Genomic DNA, 16,017 nt, shown 5'->3' with positions numbered 1-16,017 from the left:
GGGGCCTTCGGCCGCCGTTCACGCGGGTCCCGCGCCCGCGCGGGCCGCGGCGCTAGGCCTGCGGGAGCCTGTCCAGCTGGGCCTGGATGCGGGCGATGTCCTCATCGGCCTTGGCGAGGCGGGTGCGGATCTTGTCGACCACGTTCTCCGGGGCCTTCGCCAGGAAGGCCTCGTTGCCGAGCTTGGCGGTGGACTGGGCCTTCTCCTTCTCGGCGGCGGCCAGGTCCTTCGCCAGGCGCTTGCGCTCGGCGGCCACGTCGATGGTGCCGGAGAGGTCGAGGGCGACCTCGGCGCCGGCGACCGGCAGGGTGGCCGTGGCCGTGAAGGACTCGCCCTCCGGCTGCAGGCGCAGCAGCTGGCGGATGGCGGCCTCGTGCGGGGCCAGCGCCGTGCCGTCCAGGGCCAGCCGGGCCGGGACCCGCTGCCCCGGCTGGAGGCCCTGGTCGGCGCGGAAGCGGCGGACCTCGGTGATGACGGACTGGAGGGTCTCGATCTCCCGCTCGGCGGCCGCGTCGCGGAAGCCGCTGTCCTTCGGCCAGTCGGCGATGACGACCGACTCGCCGCCCGTGAGGGTGGTCCACAGGGTCTCGGTGACGAACGGGACGACCGGGTGCAGCAGCCGGAGCGTGACGTCGAGGACCTCGCCCAGGACGCGCTTGGAGACCTCGGCCGCCTCGCCGCCCGCCTGGAACGTGGTCTTGGACAGCTCGACGTACCAGTCGAAGACCTCGTCCCACGCGAAGTGGAAGAGGGCGTCGGACAGCTTGGCGAACTGGAAGTCGTCGTAGAAGGCGTCGACTTCGGCGACGACCGAGTTGAGGCGGGAGAGGATCCAGCGGTCGGTGGCGGACATCTTCGCCGCGTCCGGCAGCGGGCCGTCCACCGTCGCGCCGTTCATCAGCGCGAAGCGGGTGGCGTTCCAGATCTTGTTGGCGAAGTTGCGCGAGCCCTGGACCCAGTCCTCGCCGATGGGCACGTCGACACCGGGGTTGGCGCCGCGGGCGAGGGTGAAGCGCAGGGCGTCCGAGCCGTACTTGTCCATCCAGTCCAGCGGGTTGACCGCGTTGCCGAAGGACTTCGACATCTTCTTGCCGAACTGGTCGCGGACCATGCCGTGCAGGGCGATGGTGTGGAACGGCGGGGTGCCGTCCATCGCGTACAGGCCGAACATCATCATCCGGGCGACCCAGAAGAAGAGGATGTCGTAGCCGGTGACCAGGACGGAGTTCGGGTAGAACTTCGCGAGGCTCTCGGTCTGTTCGGGCCAGCCGAGGGTGGAGAACGGCCACAGGCCGGAGGAGAACCAGGTGTCGAGGACGTCGGTGTCCTGCTTCCAGCCCTCCGCCTCGGTGCCGGGCGGCCGCTCGTCGGGGCCGACGCAGACGACCTCGCCGTTCGGGCCGTACCAGACCGGGATGCGGTGGCCCCACCACAGCTGCCGCGAGATGCACCAGTCGTGGAGGTTGTCGACCCAGTCGAAGTAGCGCTTCTCCATCTCCTGCGGATGGATCTTGACCTTGCCGTCGCGGACGGCGTCGCCGGCGGCCTTGGCCAGCGGGCCGACCTTGACCCACCACTGCATGGACAGGCGCGGCTCGATGGTGGTCTTGCAGCGCGAGCAGTGGCCGACGGAGTGGACGTAGGGGCGCTTCTCGGCGACGATCCGGCCCTCGGCGCGCAGCGCGGCGACGATGGCGGAGCGGGCCTCGAGGCGGTCCAGGCCCTGGAAGGGGCCGTGCGCGGTGATGACGGCGTGCTCGTCCATCACGGTGAGGGACGGCAGGTCGTGCCGCTGGCCGATCTCGAAGTCGTTCGGGTCGTGGGCCGGGGTGACCTTGACCGCGCCGGTGCCGAACTCGGGGTCGACGTGCTCGTCCGCGACGACCGGGATGGAGCGGTCGGTGAGCGGGAGCCTGATGAGCTTGCCGACGAGGTGCTTGTACCGCTCGTCGTCCGGGTGGACCGCGACGGCGGTGTCGCCGAGCATGGTCTCGGCACGGGTGGTGGCGACGACGATGGTGTCGTCCCCCTCCCCGTACTTCATGGAGACCAGCTCGCCGTCGTCGTCCTGGTACTCGACCTCGATGTCCGAGATCGCGGTGAGGCAGCGCGGGCACCAGTTGATGATGCGCTCGGCGCGGTAGATCAGCTCGTCGTCGTAGAGGCGCTTGAAGATGGTCTGGACGGCCTGCGAGAGGCCCTCGTCCATGGTGAAGCGCTCACGCGACCAGGCGACGCCGTCGCCGAGGCGGCGCATCTGGCCGGAGATCTGGCCGCCGGACTCGCCCTTCCACTGCCAGACGCGCTCGACGAACGCCTCGCGGCCGAGGTCGTGGCGGGACTTGCCCTCCTTGCCCAGCTCGCGCTCGACGACGTTCTGGGTGGCGATGCCGGCGTGGTCCATGCCCGGCTGCCACAGCGTCTCGAAGCCCTGCATGCGCTTGCGGCGGGTCAGGGCGTCGATGAGCGTGTGCTCGAAGGCGTGGCCCAGGTGGAGGCTGCCGGTGACGTTCGGCGGCGGGATGACGATCGTGTACGGCGGCTTGTCGCTCTTCGCGTCCGCCTCGAAGTAACCCCGCTCCACCCAGCGCTCGTACAGCGGCCCCTCTACATCGGCCGGCGCGTACTGGGTCGGCAGTTCGGTGTCGGGCGCGGGTGGCTGCTGCTGAGCGTTCTCGGTCACGGGGGTCAGTTTAGGGGTGTCACGGGGTGGTCCCGAAACGCGTTTGTTCTGTAACGGTGCGGCCCCCGGTGCCGTAGGCCCCCGCCACCTGGGACAGGATGTCAGGAACACATAAGCATCTGAGGGGGAACCCAGAAATGAGCAACAACCAGCCGGGCCCGTACGGCCAGCAGCCGCCTTCCGGTCAGCCGGGGCAGCCCGGTCCCTACGGCCAGCCGGGACCCTACGGCCAGCAGCCGCAGGCACCCCAGCCCCAGCCCGGCTACGGCTACCCCCAGCAGGCTCCCCCGGCCCCGCCGCAGCCCGGCTACGGCTACCCCCAGCAGGGCGGTGTGCCGCAGCAGCCGAACCCGTACGGTCAGCAGCCGGGCGCCTACCCCCAGCAGCCCTACGGCGTGCCGCAGCCGCCGGCCCCGAGCGACGGCAAGAAGAAGACGGGCCTGATCATCGGTGCGGTGGCGGTCGTCGCGGCGATCGCGGTGGGCGCGTACTTCGTGCTGGGCGGCAGCGGCGGCTCGGACGTCGCGGACGACGGCCCCCACAAGCTGACGACGCCGGCGACCGTGCTGGGCGACTACAAGAAGTCGGCCGCCCAGGACAGCGGCGGCTTCGACGAGAACGATGTCAAAGACGCCGAGAAGCACGGCGTGAAGAACGCCGAGGACGTTCACGCCGGCTACCAGTCCGGCGACAAGAGCAATCCGCTCGCCGGCAAGGTCATCAACTTCATGGGCGTATACGGCGACATCGAGAACCCCGAGGCCGTCGTGGACGGCATGTTCGCCGAGATGAAGAAGAGCGCCGCGAAGGACGGGAAAGAGGGCCAGGTCATCGGCAGCCCGCAGTCCTTCTCGCCCAGCGGGCTCGACGGCGCGATCCTCAAGTGCCAGGAGATCAAGTACAAGAGCGACTCGTCCACCGGATCCTCGTCCGGCGGCCCCAGCGCGATCAGCATGCCGGTCTGCATCTGGGGCGACCACAGCACGATGGGCGCGATCATCAGCCTCGAGATGGCGGACGCGATGGCGGGCAAGAGCGCCGATCTCGCCGGTGCGGCCGAGCTGACGGCCAAGTTCCGCAAGGAGGTCCGCGTCAAGGCCTGACGCTCCTCTGCGCAGCACTCCTCTTCCGGAAAGGCGGCTCGGGATCCGAGCCGCCTCTGCTGTCTCACCAGGTCCGAAGCCGGAGGAGGGCGATCAGCCGTCCTCTTGATCAGGCGCGCATGCACGCGTTCTGGACGACCTCGCCCTTGTTCACGCCGGCCCTGGTGAGTCCGAGGATGCAGGCGGCATTGGGAACCTTGATGACGCCCGAGAAGAGGGCCCCATGGCTGCAGGCCGCCTTCACCTTAGGGCCGACCAGGTATCCGTGGCTCCTCACGTAGTTCGCACAGGCGCCCTGTGTGGCGCTCGCTGGTGCGGCCGCCATGACCGGCAGGGCAACTGCCGCTGCCACCGCGCTTGCCGTCCCTAACATCCGCACCATTTGGAGCTTCATTCGAACCCTCCCGTTTTCGAGAGCCGACGACTCGCACGAGTGCCCGACTCGGTCTGGGTTCAGAAGATCACGGAGCTCTGCCGGATGCCAGAGATGTCCGGGAAACATGGCGCATATCGCCCGCGATGGCGCGAACGCGTCAGCGGGCAGGCGTACATCGAAAGGCGGCCTGCCTGCTGACGCGCGCCGCGGTGGCACGCGAAGGGGCCCCGGTCGGTGACCGGGGCCCCTTCGCGTGTTCCGCCGCGGCGGCTACGCCGTCTTCTGCTCGCCGGTGCCCCGGCCGCGGGCGTCCCGGGGGATCAGGGTGGGGTTGACGTTGGAGTGGACGACGTCGGCCGTGATGACGACGCGGGCGACGTCCTTGCGGGACGGGACCTCGTACATCACCGACATGAGGACCTCCTCCATGATGGCGCGCAGGCCGCGGGCGCCGGTCTGGCGGAGGATGGCCTGGTCGGCGATGGCCTCCAGCGCCTCGCGCTCGAAGTCCAGCTCCACGCCGTCGAGTTCGAAGAGGCGCTGGTACTGCTTGACCAGGGCGTTGCGGGGCTCGACCAGGATCTGGAGCAGGGCCTCGCGGTCCAGGTTGTGCACGGAGGTGATCACCGGCAGGCGGCCGATGAACTCGGGGATCATGCCGAACTTGACCAGGTCCTCGGGCATGACGTCCTCGAACTGGTCCTTGGCCTCCAGCTCGCGCTTGGAGTGGATCGTGGCGCCGAAGCCGATGCCCTTGGCGCCCGCCCGGGACTCGATGATCTTCTCCAGGCCGGCGAAGGCGCCGCCCACGATGAACAGGACGTTCGTCGTGTCGATCTGGATGAACTCCTGGTGCGGGTGCTTGCGGCCGCCCTGCGGCGGAACCGAGGCCGTGGTGCCCTCGAGGATCTTCAGCAGGGCCTGCTGGACGCCCTCGCCGGAGACGTCGCGGGTGATCGACGGGTTCTCGCTCTTGCGGGCCACCTTGTCGATCTCGTCGATGTAGATGATCCCGGTCTCGGCCTTCTTGACGTCGTAGTCGGCCGCCTGGATCAGCTTGAGGAGGATGTTCTCCACGTCCTCGCCGACGTAGCCCGCCTCGGTCAGCGCCGTGGCGTCGGCGATCGCGAAGGGCACGTTCAGCATGCGGGCCAGGGTCTGCGCCAGGAGCGTCTTGCCCGAGCCCGTGGGGCCGAGCAGCAGGATGTTGGACTTCGCCAGCTCGATGGCGTCTTCACGGCTCTGGGCGCCGCCGTTCTCGCCCGCCTGGACCCGCTTGTAGTGGTTGTACACCGCGACGGAGAGGGCCTTCTTGGCGGCCTCCTGGCCGACCACGTAGCCCTCGAGGAACTCGTAGATCTCGCGGGGCTTGGGAAGCTCCTCCCAGCGCACCTCGCTGGTCTCCGCGAGCTCCTCCTCGATGATCTCGTTGCAGAGATCGATGCACTCGTCGCAGATGTACACACCGGGCCCTGCGATGAGCTTCTTGACCTGCTTCTGGCTCTTGCCGCAGAACGAGCACTTGAGCAGATCGCCGCCGTCACCGATGCGTGCCACGGTGTGCTTCCCCTTCGCCTGGGAGACGACTGGACGCTTTCGAGTCCAGCGGCTCCTGGTGCTGCCTTATGTCCGACGGTACCTTGCCGGGCCCCGTGTTCGGGTCCCCCTTGGCAGGGTTCACTTTGACGTGAGTCCTGCCAAGGGGGCCTGAGCGTACGCCGCCCTGGGTCAGCGGACCGCTTCGTTGTTCATCTTCCGGGTGGAGATGATCTGGTCGACGATGCCGTACTCGAGCGCTTCCTCGGCGGTGAGGATCTTGTCGCGCTCGATGTCCTCGCGGACCTGCTCGATCGCCCGGTTGGAGTGCTTGGCCAGCATGTTCTCCAGCTGCTCACGCATCCGGGTGAACTCGTTGGCGATGATCTCCAGGTCGGAGAGCTGGCCGCGGCCGGTGGAGCCGGCCGGCTGGTGGATCAGCACGCGCGAGTTCGGCAGCGCCATGCGCTTGCCCGGGGTGCCGGCGGCGAGCAGGATGGCCGCGGCGGAGGCCGCCTGGCCCATGCACACCGTCTGGATGTCCGGCTTCACGAACTGCATGGTGTCGTAGATGGCCGTGAGGGCCGTCATGTCGCCACCCGGGCTGTTGATGTAGATCGAGATGTCCCGGTCGGGGTCCATCGACTCCAGGCACAGGAGCTGCGCCATGACGTCGTTGGCCGAGGCGTCGTCGATCTGGACGCCCAGGAAGATCACGCGCTCCTCGAAGAGCTTCGCGTACGGGTCGTACTCGCGGATGCCCTGGGAGGTGCGCTCGACGAAGCGCGGGATGACATAGCGGCTGTCGGGCCGGGGCCCTTCGTACATGCCGCTGGCGGCGCCGGGGAAGTTGCTCATGAGGGTGTTCACCGTCCTGGTGGCGTTCGGGGGGCTGGTTTCTCGGCGGTGCGTGGCGTGGCCGGGCCGGTCAGGCACCGGTGCCGCCGCCTCCCGGAACACCCGAGGCGTTCCTGATGATCTCGTCGATGAGACCGTACTCCTTGGCCTCTTCCGGGGTGAACCAGCGGTCGCGGTCGGCGTCGCGGAGGATCGTCTCCACCGACTGGCCGGAGTGCAACGCGGTCAGCTCGGTCATGGTCTTCTTGGTGCGCAGCAGGTACTGGGCCTGGATCTTGATGTCCGAGACCGTACCGCCCAGGCCCGCGGAGCCCTGGTGCATCATGATGTCCGTGTGCGGCAGGGCGAAGCGCTTGCCCGCGGTGCCGCCGGTGAGCAGGAACTGGCCCATCGAGGCCGCCATGCCCATGCCGATCGTGACCACGTCGTTCGGAATGAACTGCATGGTGTCGTAGATCGCCATGCCGGCCGTCACCGAGCCGCCCGGGCTGTTGATGTAGAGGTAGATGTCCTTGTCGGGGTCCGCGGCGAGGAGCAGCAGCTGTGCGGTGATCTTGTTGGCGATGTCGTCGTCGACCTGCTGACCGAGGAAGATGATCCGCTCGTTGAGCAGCCGGTTGTAGACCTGGTCGCCGAGGCCACCACCGATGGAAGGCTCGCCGGCGGCTGAAGGCATCAGATTCGTCACGTATCCACCTGCTCGTCTTACGACGGCGCCGGGCCGTCTCACGTCGTCCTGCCGGAGGCTTGGCTGGGGTCTCAGGAGACTCCCCTGCCCCCGTATTCAAGGACCCTAACGCTCAGGTCCCCTCGGGGAATCCCGGAGATGACAGTGTTCGCCGGGGGCGTAGCGGCCGCGCCGCCGGGGCGGGCGCGGATCCCGAGGCCGAACGGCACGGGCCCCCGGGAAGCACACTCCCCGGGGGCCCGTCCTACGCGCTTGGAAGGCGCCGTGGTGGCGCTCAGCCCTCGGCGTTCTCCTCGGAGGTCTCCGACGCCTCGACGGCCTCGGTCTCCTCCTCCTCGTCGTCCAGGTCGACGACCTCGCCGTTGGTGTCCTTCACCGTGGCGGCCTCGACCACGACGGCCAGGGCCTTGCCGCGGGCGACCTCGCCGACCAGGAGCGGCACCTGGCCGCCCTCGACGACGGCCTGGGCGAACTGGTCGGGGGACATGCCGGAGGAGGCCGCGCGCCGCATGAGGTGCTCGGTGAGCTCCTCCTGGTTGACGTTGAGGTTCTCCTTCTTGACCAGCTCGTCGAGGACGAACTGGGTCTTGATGCCCTTGACCGCGGCTTCGCGGGTCTCGGCGTCGAACTCCTCGGCGGTCTTGCCCTGGATCTCCAGGTACTTGTCGAGGTCGAGGCCCATCTGGCCGAGCTGGTGGTGCTCCAGGTTGTGCTTGCGGGTGTTGATCTCGTCCTCGAGCAGCTTCTCGGGGACCGGGACCTCGACCAGCTCGAGGAGCTTCTCCAGCACGCGCTCCTGGGCCTGGGTGGCCTGGTCGTACTGCTTCATGTCGGCCAGGCGCTTGCGGCTGTCGGCCTTCAGCTCGTCCAGGGTGTCGAACTCGGAGGCGAGCTGCGCGAACTCGTCGTCCAGCTCGGGCAGTTCGCGGGCGGCCACCTGGGTGACCTTGACGGTGACCTCGGCCTCCTTGCCCGCGGCGGAGCCGCCCTTCAGCTCGGAGGTGAAGGTGCCCTCCTCGCCGGCGGACAGGCCCTTGACGGCGTCGTCGATGCCGTCCAGCAGCTCGCCCGAGCCGATGGTGTAGGAGACGCCGTCGGCGACGCCGTCCTCGAGGACCTCGCCGTCCACCTTGGCCTGCAGGTCGATGGTGACGACGTCGCCGTCCTGGGCGGCGCGCTCCACCGGGGAGGTGGAGGCGAAGCGCTCGCGGAGCTGCTCGACGGACTTCTCGACGTCCTCGTCGGTGACCTCGACGGCGTCGACCTCGACCTCGATGCCGGAGTAGTCCGGGATCTCCAGGGCCGGGCGGACGTCGACCTCGGCCGTGAAGTTCAGCGTCTCGCCGTCCTTCAGGTCGGTGATGTCGACCTCGGGCTGGCCCAGCGGGCTGAGCTCGGCCTCGTTGACCGCCTCGGTGTAGAACTTCGGAAGCGCGTCGTTGACGGCCTCCTCCAGCACCGCACCGCGGCCGAACCGCTGGTCGATGACGCGGGCCGGGATCTTGCCCTTGCGGAAGCCCTTCACCGTGACCTGCTGGTTGATCTTCTTGTACGCCGCGTCGAGGCTGTCCTTGAGCTCCTCGAAGGGCACCTCGACAGTGAGCCGAACCCGGGTCGGGTTCAGGGTCTCCACGGCGCTCTTCACGGTTCGGTCTCCTTGTGGCTGACTTCTTGGTTTCTGCCGGAGCCAGACTGGTCCGGCGGATTTCGCCGCCCGGAGGAGTTCGTAGGCCGAGTGGGCCGGGACACACGGGCGCGCAGCTTGCATAGTAACCGCAGCCGGTCAGCGCCCCAAAAGGCGATCATCAGGATGCCGCGAGCCGGTGGTCGGGGTGGCGGGATTTGAACCCACGGCCTTCCGCTCCCAAAGCGGACGCGCTACCAAGCTGCGCCACACCCCGTCTGGTGCGACACGTAGGGTACATGTCCCGGCCGGTTCCGTCGGCCGGTTTCACCACCGCCGCGCACACGACATCGCCGCAGTCCAACACGTTGGCCTCCGCGGCGGGCGACCCGCTACGATGCTCTCCAGTGCCACGGTCGCAGACCGGCGGCGCCTTGTCGCGGGCGTAGCTCAATGGTAGAGCCCTAGTCTTCCAAACTAGCTACGCGGGTTCGATTCCCGTCGCCCGCTCCACACGGTCCAGGGCCGGGTCGAGGATCACTCCTCCGCCCGGCCCTGATCGTTTCCCGCGGAGCCGCCGCCGCTCGGAAGCGGAGCGGCTCAGAAGCTGATCTGGTTGATCGTCTCCGCTATCGAGTTCATGAAGCGGTTGATCGACGGCGCCATGCCGGTGGAGGCGAGGAAGAAGCCGAAGAGGACGGCGACGATGGCCGGGCCGGCCTTGATGTTCCCCCCTCGGATCAGCACCACAAGGATGATCGCCAACAGCAGCACCACGGACAGTGAAATGGCCACAACTGATCACACCTTCGGTCGGTCCGCTCTCCCGGCCCTGGGATGCGGCCCCGCGCACCCCAGCCAGAACCATCGTGCCACCAACCCGGCCCTTGTATGCGGGTCGTGACGCAACGTCGGGCGGCGGACCGCCGCCCGCGAGACCCCGCACAGTAATTCGACGCGCACACCGGCACCTGCGGCACTGGGAATTGCGCAGCTTGGTTTCCATGTCCACACATCACGTGCGCAGGTAATTCGAATTGATGACACACGGGCGACGTATGCCCCAGTTGGTCACGATGAATCGGGACATCAGGGGTCAACGAGGGGTACCGCTGTGCCCACCATCACGTGGACAGCGGAGGCAAGTTATGAAAATCAGGGGGTACCCGGACGGGATAACCAGGAATAACAGGCGGGGTTTTACGGAATCCCACCGTCGACGCTAGGGTGCCTGAGATGTTTGAAGCCGCCTCGTCCCCCGGCCAGAACCGCAGACCACTCCCCCCGGCGCAGTCGCCGGCCGACGGAGTGCCCGGCCCGCGTACCCCAGTGAGCGAACAGAAGGGGCGGACGGCGGCGGACAGACCGGGCAGACAGCGCGACTCGTTCTTCGACAACGCCAAGTACCTGGCCATCGTGCTCGTCGCGATGGGCCACGCCTGGGAGCCGCTGAAGGGCGACAGCCGCATCCTGGAAGGCCTCTACACGGTCGTGTACACCTTCCACATGCCGGCGTTCATCATCATCTCCGGCTTCTTCTCCCGCAGTTTCGACATGCGCCCGGACCGGCTGAAGCGGCTGATCACCGGTGTGGCCGTGCCGTACGTCCTCTTCGAGACGGCGTACCCGCTCTTCAAGAACGCCGTCGACCACTCCCACGAGGAGATCAGCCTCCTCGACCCCTGGTACCTGACCTGGTTCCTGGTCGCCCTGTTCGTCTGGCGGCTCACCACGCCCGTGTGGAAGCTGGTGCGCTGGCCGCTCCCCGTCGCCATCGGCATCGCCATGCTGGCCAGCGTCAGCCCGAGCATCGGCGACGACCTCGACCTCCAGCGCGTGCTGCAGTTCCTGCCGTACTTCGTGCTCGGCCTGTGCATGAAGCCCGAGCACTTCCACATGGTGCGCCGGCGCTGGGTGCGGATCGCCTCGGTGCCGGTGTTCGCGGCCGCGCTCGCGTTCGGCTGGTGGGCGGTGCCGCGCATGAACACGGCGTGGTTCTACCACCGTGACTCCGCGCAGGAGCTGGGCGCGCCGTGGTGGATCGGCCCGGTGATGGTGCTCGCGATGATGGGCTGCTCGCTGCTGCTGACGGCCTGCTTCTTCGCCTGGGTGCCGCGCCGCCGGATGTGGTTCACGGCGCTGGGCGCGGGCACGCTCTACGGCTACCTGCTGCACGGCTTCCTGGTGAAGTTCGCCGACTACCGGGGCTGGTTCGACCACCCCGGGCTGCACCACCCGCTCGGCGAGATCCTGGTGACCGCCGTCGCGGCCGCCGTCGTCACCCTGCTGTGCACCGCCCCGGTGCGGCGGGTGTTCCGCTTCGCGATGGAGCCGAGGATGGCCTGGGCGTTCAAGCAGGACGCGGCCGAACTGGCCCGCGAGCGGCAGCAGAAGGAGCGCGAGCGCGAGAAGGTCAGCGCCTAGGACTCCGCCCTCTCGGCACCCGGCCCCGCCTGGCCCAGACCGAGAAGTGCCCGCATCCGCGCGTACTTCTCGGTCAGTCGTTTCCGGGTCGTCTCGTCCAGGACCGCCAGCCGGGCCGGATCGGCGTTGTGCGCCAGGTCGGCCTCCTTCACCAGCAGCGCGCCCGGAGTGGCGAGGATGCGCCGGGCGTACTCGCCGGGTTCCTCACCGGCCCGCTTGGTGACGGCGCGCACGACGGCCTTGGTGCGCTCCGTCAGGGCGGCCGACTCGAGCCACTCCTCGCTCAGCGCGCCGTCCTCCACGGCGTCGTGCAGCCAGGCCGCCGCGACCTGCTCATCGTCCCCGCCCCGGGCCCGTACCCCCTCGGCGACGGCGGCGAGGTGTTCGGCGTAGGGCCGTCCCGCCTTGTCGGTCTGTCCTTCGTGCGCGGCCCGCGCGAGGCTCTCCACCTCGCCGGGGCCGAGTGGCGTCCCGTTCATCGCCCCAGTGTCCCCGGTGCGCGGGGCTCCGGGTAGCCCGGTCAGCGGGGAGCCGAGGTGGCCTCGCGGCAGATCAGCAGCAGGGCCCGGTCGTCGTTGACGTCCTTGGCCACCGCCTCGATCAGGTGCCAGGCGGCGCCGTGGAAGCCGCCGGCGACATAGCGGTCGGCTTCGCCGGTGAGGCGGTCGATGCCCTCGACGATGTCCCGGTCGGAGGTCTCCACCAGGCCGTCCGTGAAGAGCATGAGCACGTCGCCGGGCCGCAGCGAGCCCTTGGTGGAGTCGAACTGGGCGCCGTCGTACACCCCGAGCAGCGGGCCCTCGGCGGCCTTCTCCTCCCAGCGGCCGCTGCCCGCGCTGAGCTGGAGCCCCGGCGGATGCCCGGCGGAATACAGCTCGTAGTCGCCGGAGTCCAGGTCCAGGACCAGGTGGATGGAGGTGGCGAAGCCCTCGTCCCAGTCCTGGCGGAGCAGGTAGCCGTTGGCCGCCGGGAGGAAGGCGTGCGGCGGCAGGGAGCCGAGCAGGCCGCCGAAGGCGCCGGACAGCAGCAGGGCCCGCGAGCCGGCGTCCATGCCCTTGCCGGAGACGTCCGTGAGGACGACCTCCAGGGTGCGGCCCCCGTTGGTGCGGGCCGCGACCACGAAGTCGCCCGAGAAGGACTGGCCGCCCGCCGGGCGCAGCGCCATCTCGTGGTGCCAGCCCTGCGGCAGCTTCGGCAGCGTGCTCTGCACCCGGATCCGCTCGCGCAGGTCGAACAGCATGGTGCCGCCGCGCCGCCAGGGCACGCCGACCCGGCTGCGGAACTGGGCGGTGAGGAGCCCGAAGAAGCCGCACGCGGCGACCACCAGGACCACGCCCGGGGTGACCCGCGAGGGCCCCTCCGTGTACGGGCCGAGCCGCACCGACTCCACGATCAGCGCGGTGGCCGCGGCGGCGTAGAGGCCGAGCAGGCTGGCCGGGCGCAGCACCAGGCCGCCCGCGACGATCGGCAGCACCAGCGCGCCCGGCGAGAACCACACCGAGTTGCCGAGTGTCAGGGCCGCGAGGACGGGAATGGTGAGCAGCAGGCCGACGAGCGCGATCCAGTCCGAGCCGTCGCCGCGGAAGTAGTCCACGGCGCTTCTGCGCAGGCCGATGCGGACCCGGTGCCACTGCATCTTCCACCGGGCCGTGAACGTCTCGGCCTTCGAGCGCCGCTCTCGTCCTGCTGCCATCAGTTCGGGACCCTATCCATCGGACCAGCCACTTGGCACGGGAGGTCCCACTTGTCCCCCGTGCGAGGCTCCGCTTCGCGGTTGGACTTCACAGTGAACGGCACTCGGGGCCGTCGCGCCCCCGCCTGGGAGAAATTCGCTGGCTCGTCCCGGGAGGCGCTGGTAGGCATGGCTCATGGCGACCGAGCGTGTGACCGAGCTGACAGTGCTGCGCCCCGAGGAGTGGGACGGGTGGTTCGACCACCTGATCCGCGCCTTCGGCGCCGGTGAGGCCTCCGCGGAGGAGCGCGAACTGGATCGGTCGGTCACGGAGTTCGACCGTTCCCTGGCCGCCCGGGACGGGGACACGCTCGTGGGGACGGCCGGGGCCTTCAGCTTCCGGATGACCGTCCCCGGCGGCGCGCGGGTGCCCACCGCGGGCGTCACCATGGTGAGCGTGGCCGCCACGCACCGGCGGCGCGGGGTGCTGACCTCGATGATGCGCCGGCAGCTCGACGACGTGCGCGCGCTCGGTGAGCCGCTGGCGGCGCTGACCGCCTCCGAGCCGGCGATCTACGGCCGGTTCGGGTACGGCGCGGCGACCTTCCAGTTGCAGGCGGAGATCGACACGAGCCGGGTGGCCCTGGCCCCGGTCGCCGGCGCCGGGGAGGTGCGGCTGCGGTACGCGGAGCCCGCCGAGGTGCTGGCCGAGTGCGAGGCGGTGTACGCGGCGCTGGTGCCCCGCAGGCCCGGGATGCTGGCCCGGCAGCCGAACTGGGAGCGGGCCGGCCTGGTCGACCCGCCGGGCGACCGGGACGGCGCGTCGGCGCTGCAGTGCGTGGTGGCCGAGCGGGACGGCGCGGTCACCGGGTTCGCCCGGTTCCGCACCAAGCTCGGCTGGGGTCCGAGCGGGCACGACGGCACGGTGACGCTGGAGGAGCTGGCCGCGCTCGACCCGGCGACCGACGCGGCGCTGTGGCGCTTCCTGTTCGACATCGACCTGATGACGACCCTGAACCTGCGCGGGCGGCCGGTCGACGACGCCTGGCAGTATCTGGTCTCCGACATCCGGCGCTGCCGGCCCCGCTTCCGGGACGCGTGCCATCTCCGGCTGGTCGAGGTCGGGGCGGCGCTGTCGGCCCGCACCTACCAGGCGCCGGTGGACGTCGTGTTCGACGTGGAGGACGCCTTCTGCCCCTGGAACGCGGGGCGTTGGCGGCTGACCGGCGACGCGAAGGGCGCGTCCTGCGAGCGCACCCGGGACCCCGCGGACCTGGAGCTGTCCGTGCGGGAGCTGGGGGCGGCGTACCTGGGCGGGGTGTCGCTGCTGTCGCTGGCGGCGGCCGGGCGGGTGCGGGAGCTGCGGCCGGGGGCGCTCGCGGAGGCGGCGGTGGCGTTCGGCTCGCCGGTGGCGCCGTGGCTGCCGCACGGCTTCTGACGCGGCTCGCCGGGCCCTTCCGGCCGCCTGGTCAGTGGTCCTGGCAGGTGGGGCACCAGAAGAGGTTGCGGGCGGCCAGCCCGGCGGTGCGGATGCCGGTGCCGCAGATGTGGCAGGGCTGGGCGGCCCGGCGGTAGACGTACACCTCGCCGCCGTGGTCGTCCACGCGGGGCGGGCGGCCCATGGCCTCGGGGGTGTGCTCGGGGCGGACGGTGTCGATGCGGTTGTGGCGCACGCCCTCGCGCATGAGCGCGACCAGGTCGGCCCAGATCGCCTCCCACTCGGCCGGGGTGAGGTCCCGGCCCGCGCGGTAGGGGTCGATGCCGTGCCGGAAGAGGACCTCGGCCCGGTAGACGTTGCCGACGCCCGCGATGACCTTCTGGTCCATCAGCAGCGCGGCGACGGTCGTACGGCTGCGGGAGATCCTTCGGTACGCGGCGCCCGGGTCGGCGTCCGCGCGGAGCGGGTCGGGGCCGAGCCGGTCGTGCACCGCGCGCTTCTCGGCGTCGGTGACGAGCGCGCAGGTGGTGGGGCCGCGCAGGTCGACGTACCCGGTGTCGCCGGCGAGCCGGAGCCGGACGGTGTCGGTGGGCGGGGGCGCGGGGGCCGGGCCGAAGGCGACCTTGCCGAAGAGGCCGAGGTGGATGTGGACCCAGTCGGCGTCGCGGAACCGGAGGAAGAGGTGCTTGCCGTGGGCCTCGGTGCCGGTCAGGAGGGCTCCGTCCAGCAGGTCCGCCGCGTCGGAGAACTTGCCCTGGGGACTGGTCACCCGGGGGGCGGTGCCCTGGAAGCGCTCGGCGTAGTCCTGGGCCAGCCGGTGGATGGTGTGCCCTTCTGGCACGGCTGAGGTGTCCTTTCCTGCCGCTTCCGGCCAGCCCGTCCCGGCCGGTGGAGAGGCTGCGGGGGCCCGGTACCGGTCCGGGCCCCCGGGGGTGCTACTGCTGCGGGTGGTGGGCCGGGATCGGGGGCAGGTCGCCGGTCGTCTCGTAGCCGGCGAGCATGTCGATGCGGCGGATGTGACGCTCGTCACCGGAGAACGGGGTGTTGAGGAACACCTCGACGAACTTCGTCGCCTCCTCCGTGCTGTGCATGCGCGCGCCCACCGCCACGACGTTGGCGTCGTTGTGCTGGCGGCCGAGGCCGGCCGTCTCCTCGCTCCAGGCCAGCGCCGCGCGCACGCCCTTCACCTTGTTGGCGGCGATCTGCTCCCCGTTGCCGGAGCCGCCGATCACGATGCCGAGCGCGTCGGGGTCGGCGGCGGTCCGCTCGGCCGCGCGCAGGCAGAAGGGCGGGTAGTCGTCCTGGGCGTCGTAGATGTGGGGCCCGCAGTCGACGGGCTCGTGCCCCGCCGCCTTGAGCCAGTCGACGAGGTGGTTCTTGAGTTCGTAGCCCGCATGGTCGGAGCCGAGATACACGCGCATGGGACGAGTGTGACACGCCGGTTTCGGGGCAGCAGCCGCGGGTGTGACATCGGTCGAATGTGAATCGGGCCATAGATCCTCAAGAGAACCTCAAGTAACAATCCGGATTCAGAGGTTCCTGAATTCGTTCACCTCGGATTCACTGGACCGGCTCGTACACCGCTCGTACGGGCAGCTCCACCTGGCGTAAAGGA

The 16,017-nt window shown here is 69.9% G+C and carries 14 protein-coding genes and 2 tRNA genes; 4 read left to right on the top strand and 12 right to left on the bottom strand.

The genetic code is table 11. From position 1 onward, the window contains the following. Positions 1-52 precede the first annotated feature (52 nt). Positions 53-2,683 (bottom strand): valine--tRNA ligase, encoded by a 2,631-nt coding sequence (locus ACZ7JA_RS06280; RefSeq protein ID WP_351659314.1) that lies wholly within the window; start codon positions 2,681-2,683, stop codon positions 53-55. A gap of 137 nt (positions 2,684-2,820) precedes the next feature. Here ACZ7JA_RS06280 and ACZ7JA_RS06275 point away from each other — a divergent pair, with 137 nt between their 5' ends. Next, positions 2,821-3,786 (top strand): hypothetical protein, encoded by a 966-nt coding sequence (locus ACZ7JA_RS06275; protein ID WP_351659311.1) that lies wholly within the window; start codon positions 2,821-2,823, stop codon positions 3,784-3,786. A 109-nt stretch (positions 3,787-3,895) separates the two neighbouring features. On the opposite strand, the gene ACZ7JA_RS06270 is transcribed toward ACZ7JA_RS06275, so the two are convergent. The 6 genes from ACZ7JA_RS06270 to ACZ7JA_RS06245 all read right to left on the bottom strand — a co-directional run bounded on the left by ACZ7JA_RS06270 (position 3,896) and on the right by ACZ7JA_RS06245 (position 9,145). Then, positions 3,896-4,138: a hypothetical protein gene (locus ACZ7JA_RS06270; protein WP_351659308.1), complete on the bottom strand. Its 243-nt coding sequence runs from the start codon at positions 4,136-4,138 to the stop codon at positions 3,896-3,898. A gap of 294 nt (positions 4,139-4,432) precedes the next feature. After that, positions 4,433-5,719: an ATP-dependent Clp protease ATP-binding subunit ClpX gene (gene clpX / locus ACZ7JA_RS06265; protein ID WP_389299495.1), complete on the bottom strand. Its 1,287-nt coding sequence runs from the start codon at positions 5,717-5,719 to the stop codon at positions 4,433-4,435. 171 nt (positions 5,720-5,890) lie between these two features. After that, positions 5,891-6,556, bottom strand: a complete 666-nt coding sequence (locus tag ACZ7JA_RS06260) for an ATP-dependent Clp protease proteolytic subunit (protein WP_351659302.1) — start codon at positions 6,554-6,556, stop codon at positions 5,891-5,893. A gap of 70 nt (positions 6,557-6,626) precedes the next feature. Beyond that, a complete protein-coding gene (locus ACZ7JA_RS06255; protein ID WP_199213517.1) occupies positions 6,627-7,232 on the bottom strand; it encodes an ATP-dependent Clp protease proteolytic subunit in 606 nt (201 codons plus the stop codon). A gap of 286 nt (positions 7,233-7,518) precedes the next feature. Then, positions 7,519-8,889, bottom strand: coding sequence for a trigger factor (gene tig, locus ACZ7JA_RS06250; protein ID WP_351659299.1), 1,371 nt, complete (start codon positions 8,887-8,889; stop codon positions 7,519-7,521). Positions 8,890-9,068: 179 nt separating this feature from the next. Further along, positions 9,069-9,145, bottom strand: a tRNA-Pro gene (locus tag ACZ7JA_RS06245). A gap of 162 nt (positions 9,146-9,307) precedes the next feature. Between ACZ7JA_RS06245 and ACZ7JA_RS06240 the strand changes: the two genes are divergently transcribed. Beyond that, positions 9,308-9,381, top strand: a tRNA-Gly gene (locus tag ACZ7JA_RS06240). Between the two features lie 87 nt (positions 9,382-9,468). On the opposite strand, the gene ACZ7JA_RS06235 is transcribed toward ACZ7JA_RS06240, so the two are convergent. Continuing rightward, positions 9,469-9,663 (bottom strand): hypothetical protein, encoded by a 195-nt coding sequence (locus tag ACZ7JA_RS06235; protein WP_143632335.1) that lies wholly within the window; start codon positions 9,661-9,663, stop codon positions 9,469-9,471. A gap of 513 nt (positions 9,664-10,176) precedes the next feature. Between ACZ7JA_RS06235 and ACZ7JA_RS06230 the strand changes: the two genes are divergently transcribed. After that, on the top strand, positions 10,177-11,292 hold the full coding sequence (locus tag ACZ7JA_RS06230) for an acyltransferase family protein (RefSeq protein WP_389299942.1): 1,116 nt from the start codon (positions 10,177-10,179) through the stop codon (positions 11,290-11,292). On the opposite strand, the gene ACZ7JA_RS06225 is transcribed toward ACZ7JA_RS06230, so the two are convergent. Together ACZ7JA_RS06225 and ACZ7JA_RS06220 are read right to left on the bottom strand one after the other, a co-directional pair. After that, entirely contained in the window at positions 11,289-11,771 is a 483-nt protein-coding gene (locus ACZ7JA_RS06225; RefSeq protein WP_470807446.1) for an HD domain-containing protein, read from the bottom strand. The two genes, ACZ7JA_RS06230 and ACZ7JA_RS06225, sit on opposite strands and share 4 nt — an antisense overlap. Positions 11,772-11,812: 41 nt before the next feature. Then, positions 11,813-12,985, bottom strand: a complete 1,173-nt coding sequence (locus ACZ7JA_RS06220) for a PP2C family protein-serine/threonine phosphatase (RefSeq protein ID WP_351659289.1) — start codon at positions 12,983-12,985, stop codon at positions 11,813-11,815. A 175-nt stretch (positions 12,986-13,160) separates the two neighbouring features. Between ACZ7JA_RS06220 and ACZ7JA_RS06215 the strand changes: the two genes are divergently transcribed. After that, complete coding sequence (locus ACZ7JA_RS06215) at positions 13,161-14,402, top strand: GNAT family N-acetyltransferase (RefSeq protein WP_351659286.1); 1,242 nt, start codon at positions 13,161-13,163, stop codon at positions 14,400-14,402. Positions 14,403-14,433: 31 nt separating this feature from the next. On the opposite strand, the gene ACZ7JA_RS06210 is transcribed toward ACZ7JA_RS06215, so the two are convergent. Next, complete coding sequence (locus tag ACZ7JA_RS06210) at positions 14,434-15,243, bottom strand: Fpg/Nei family DNA glycosylase (RefSeq protein WP_351659283.1); 810 nt, start codon at positions 15,241-15,243, stop codon at positions 14,434-14,436. Positions 15,244-15,337: 94 nt separating this feature from the next. Then, positions 15,338-15,823 (bottom strand): ribose-5-phosphate isomerase, encoded by a 486-nt coding sequence (locus tag ACZ7JA_RS06205; RefSeq protein ID WP_199210544.1) that lies wholly within the window; start codon positions 15,821-15,823, stop codon positions 15,338-15,340. Positions 15,824-16,017 lie beyond the last annotated feature (194 nt).

Source organism: Streptomyces sp. NPDC038135 (assembly GCF_055601245.1).
Note: the sequence above shows the minus strand (reverse complement) of the source record. Positions and strands in the feature narration are given on the sequence as shown.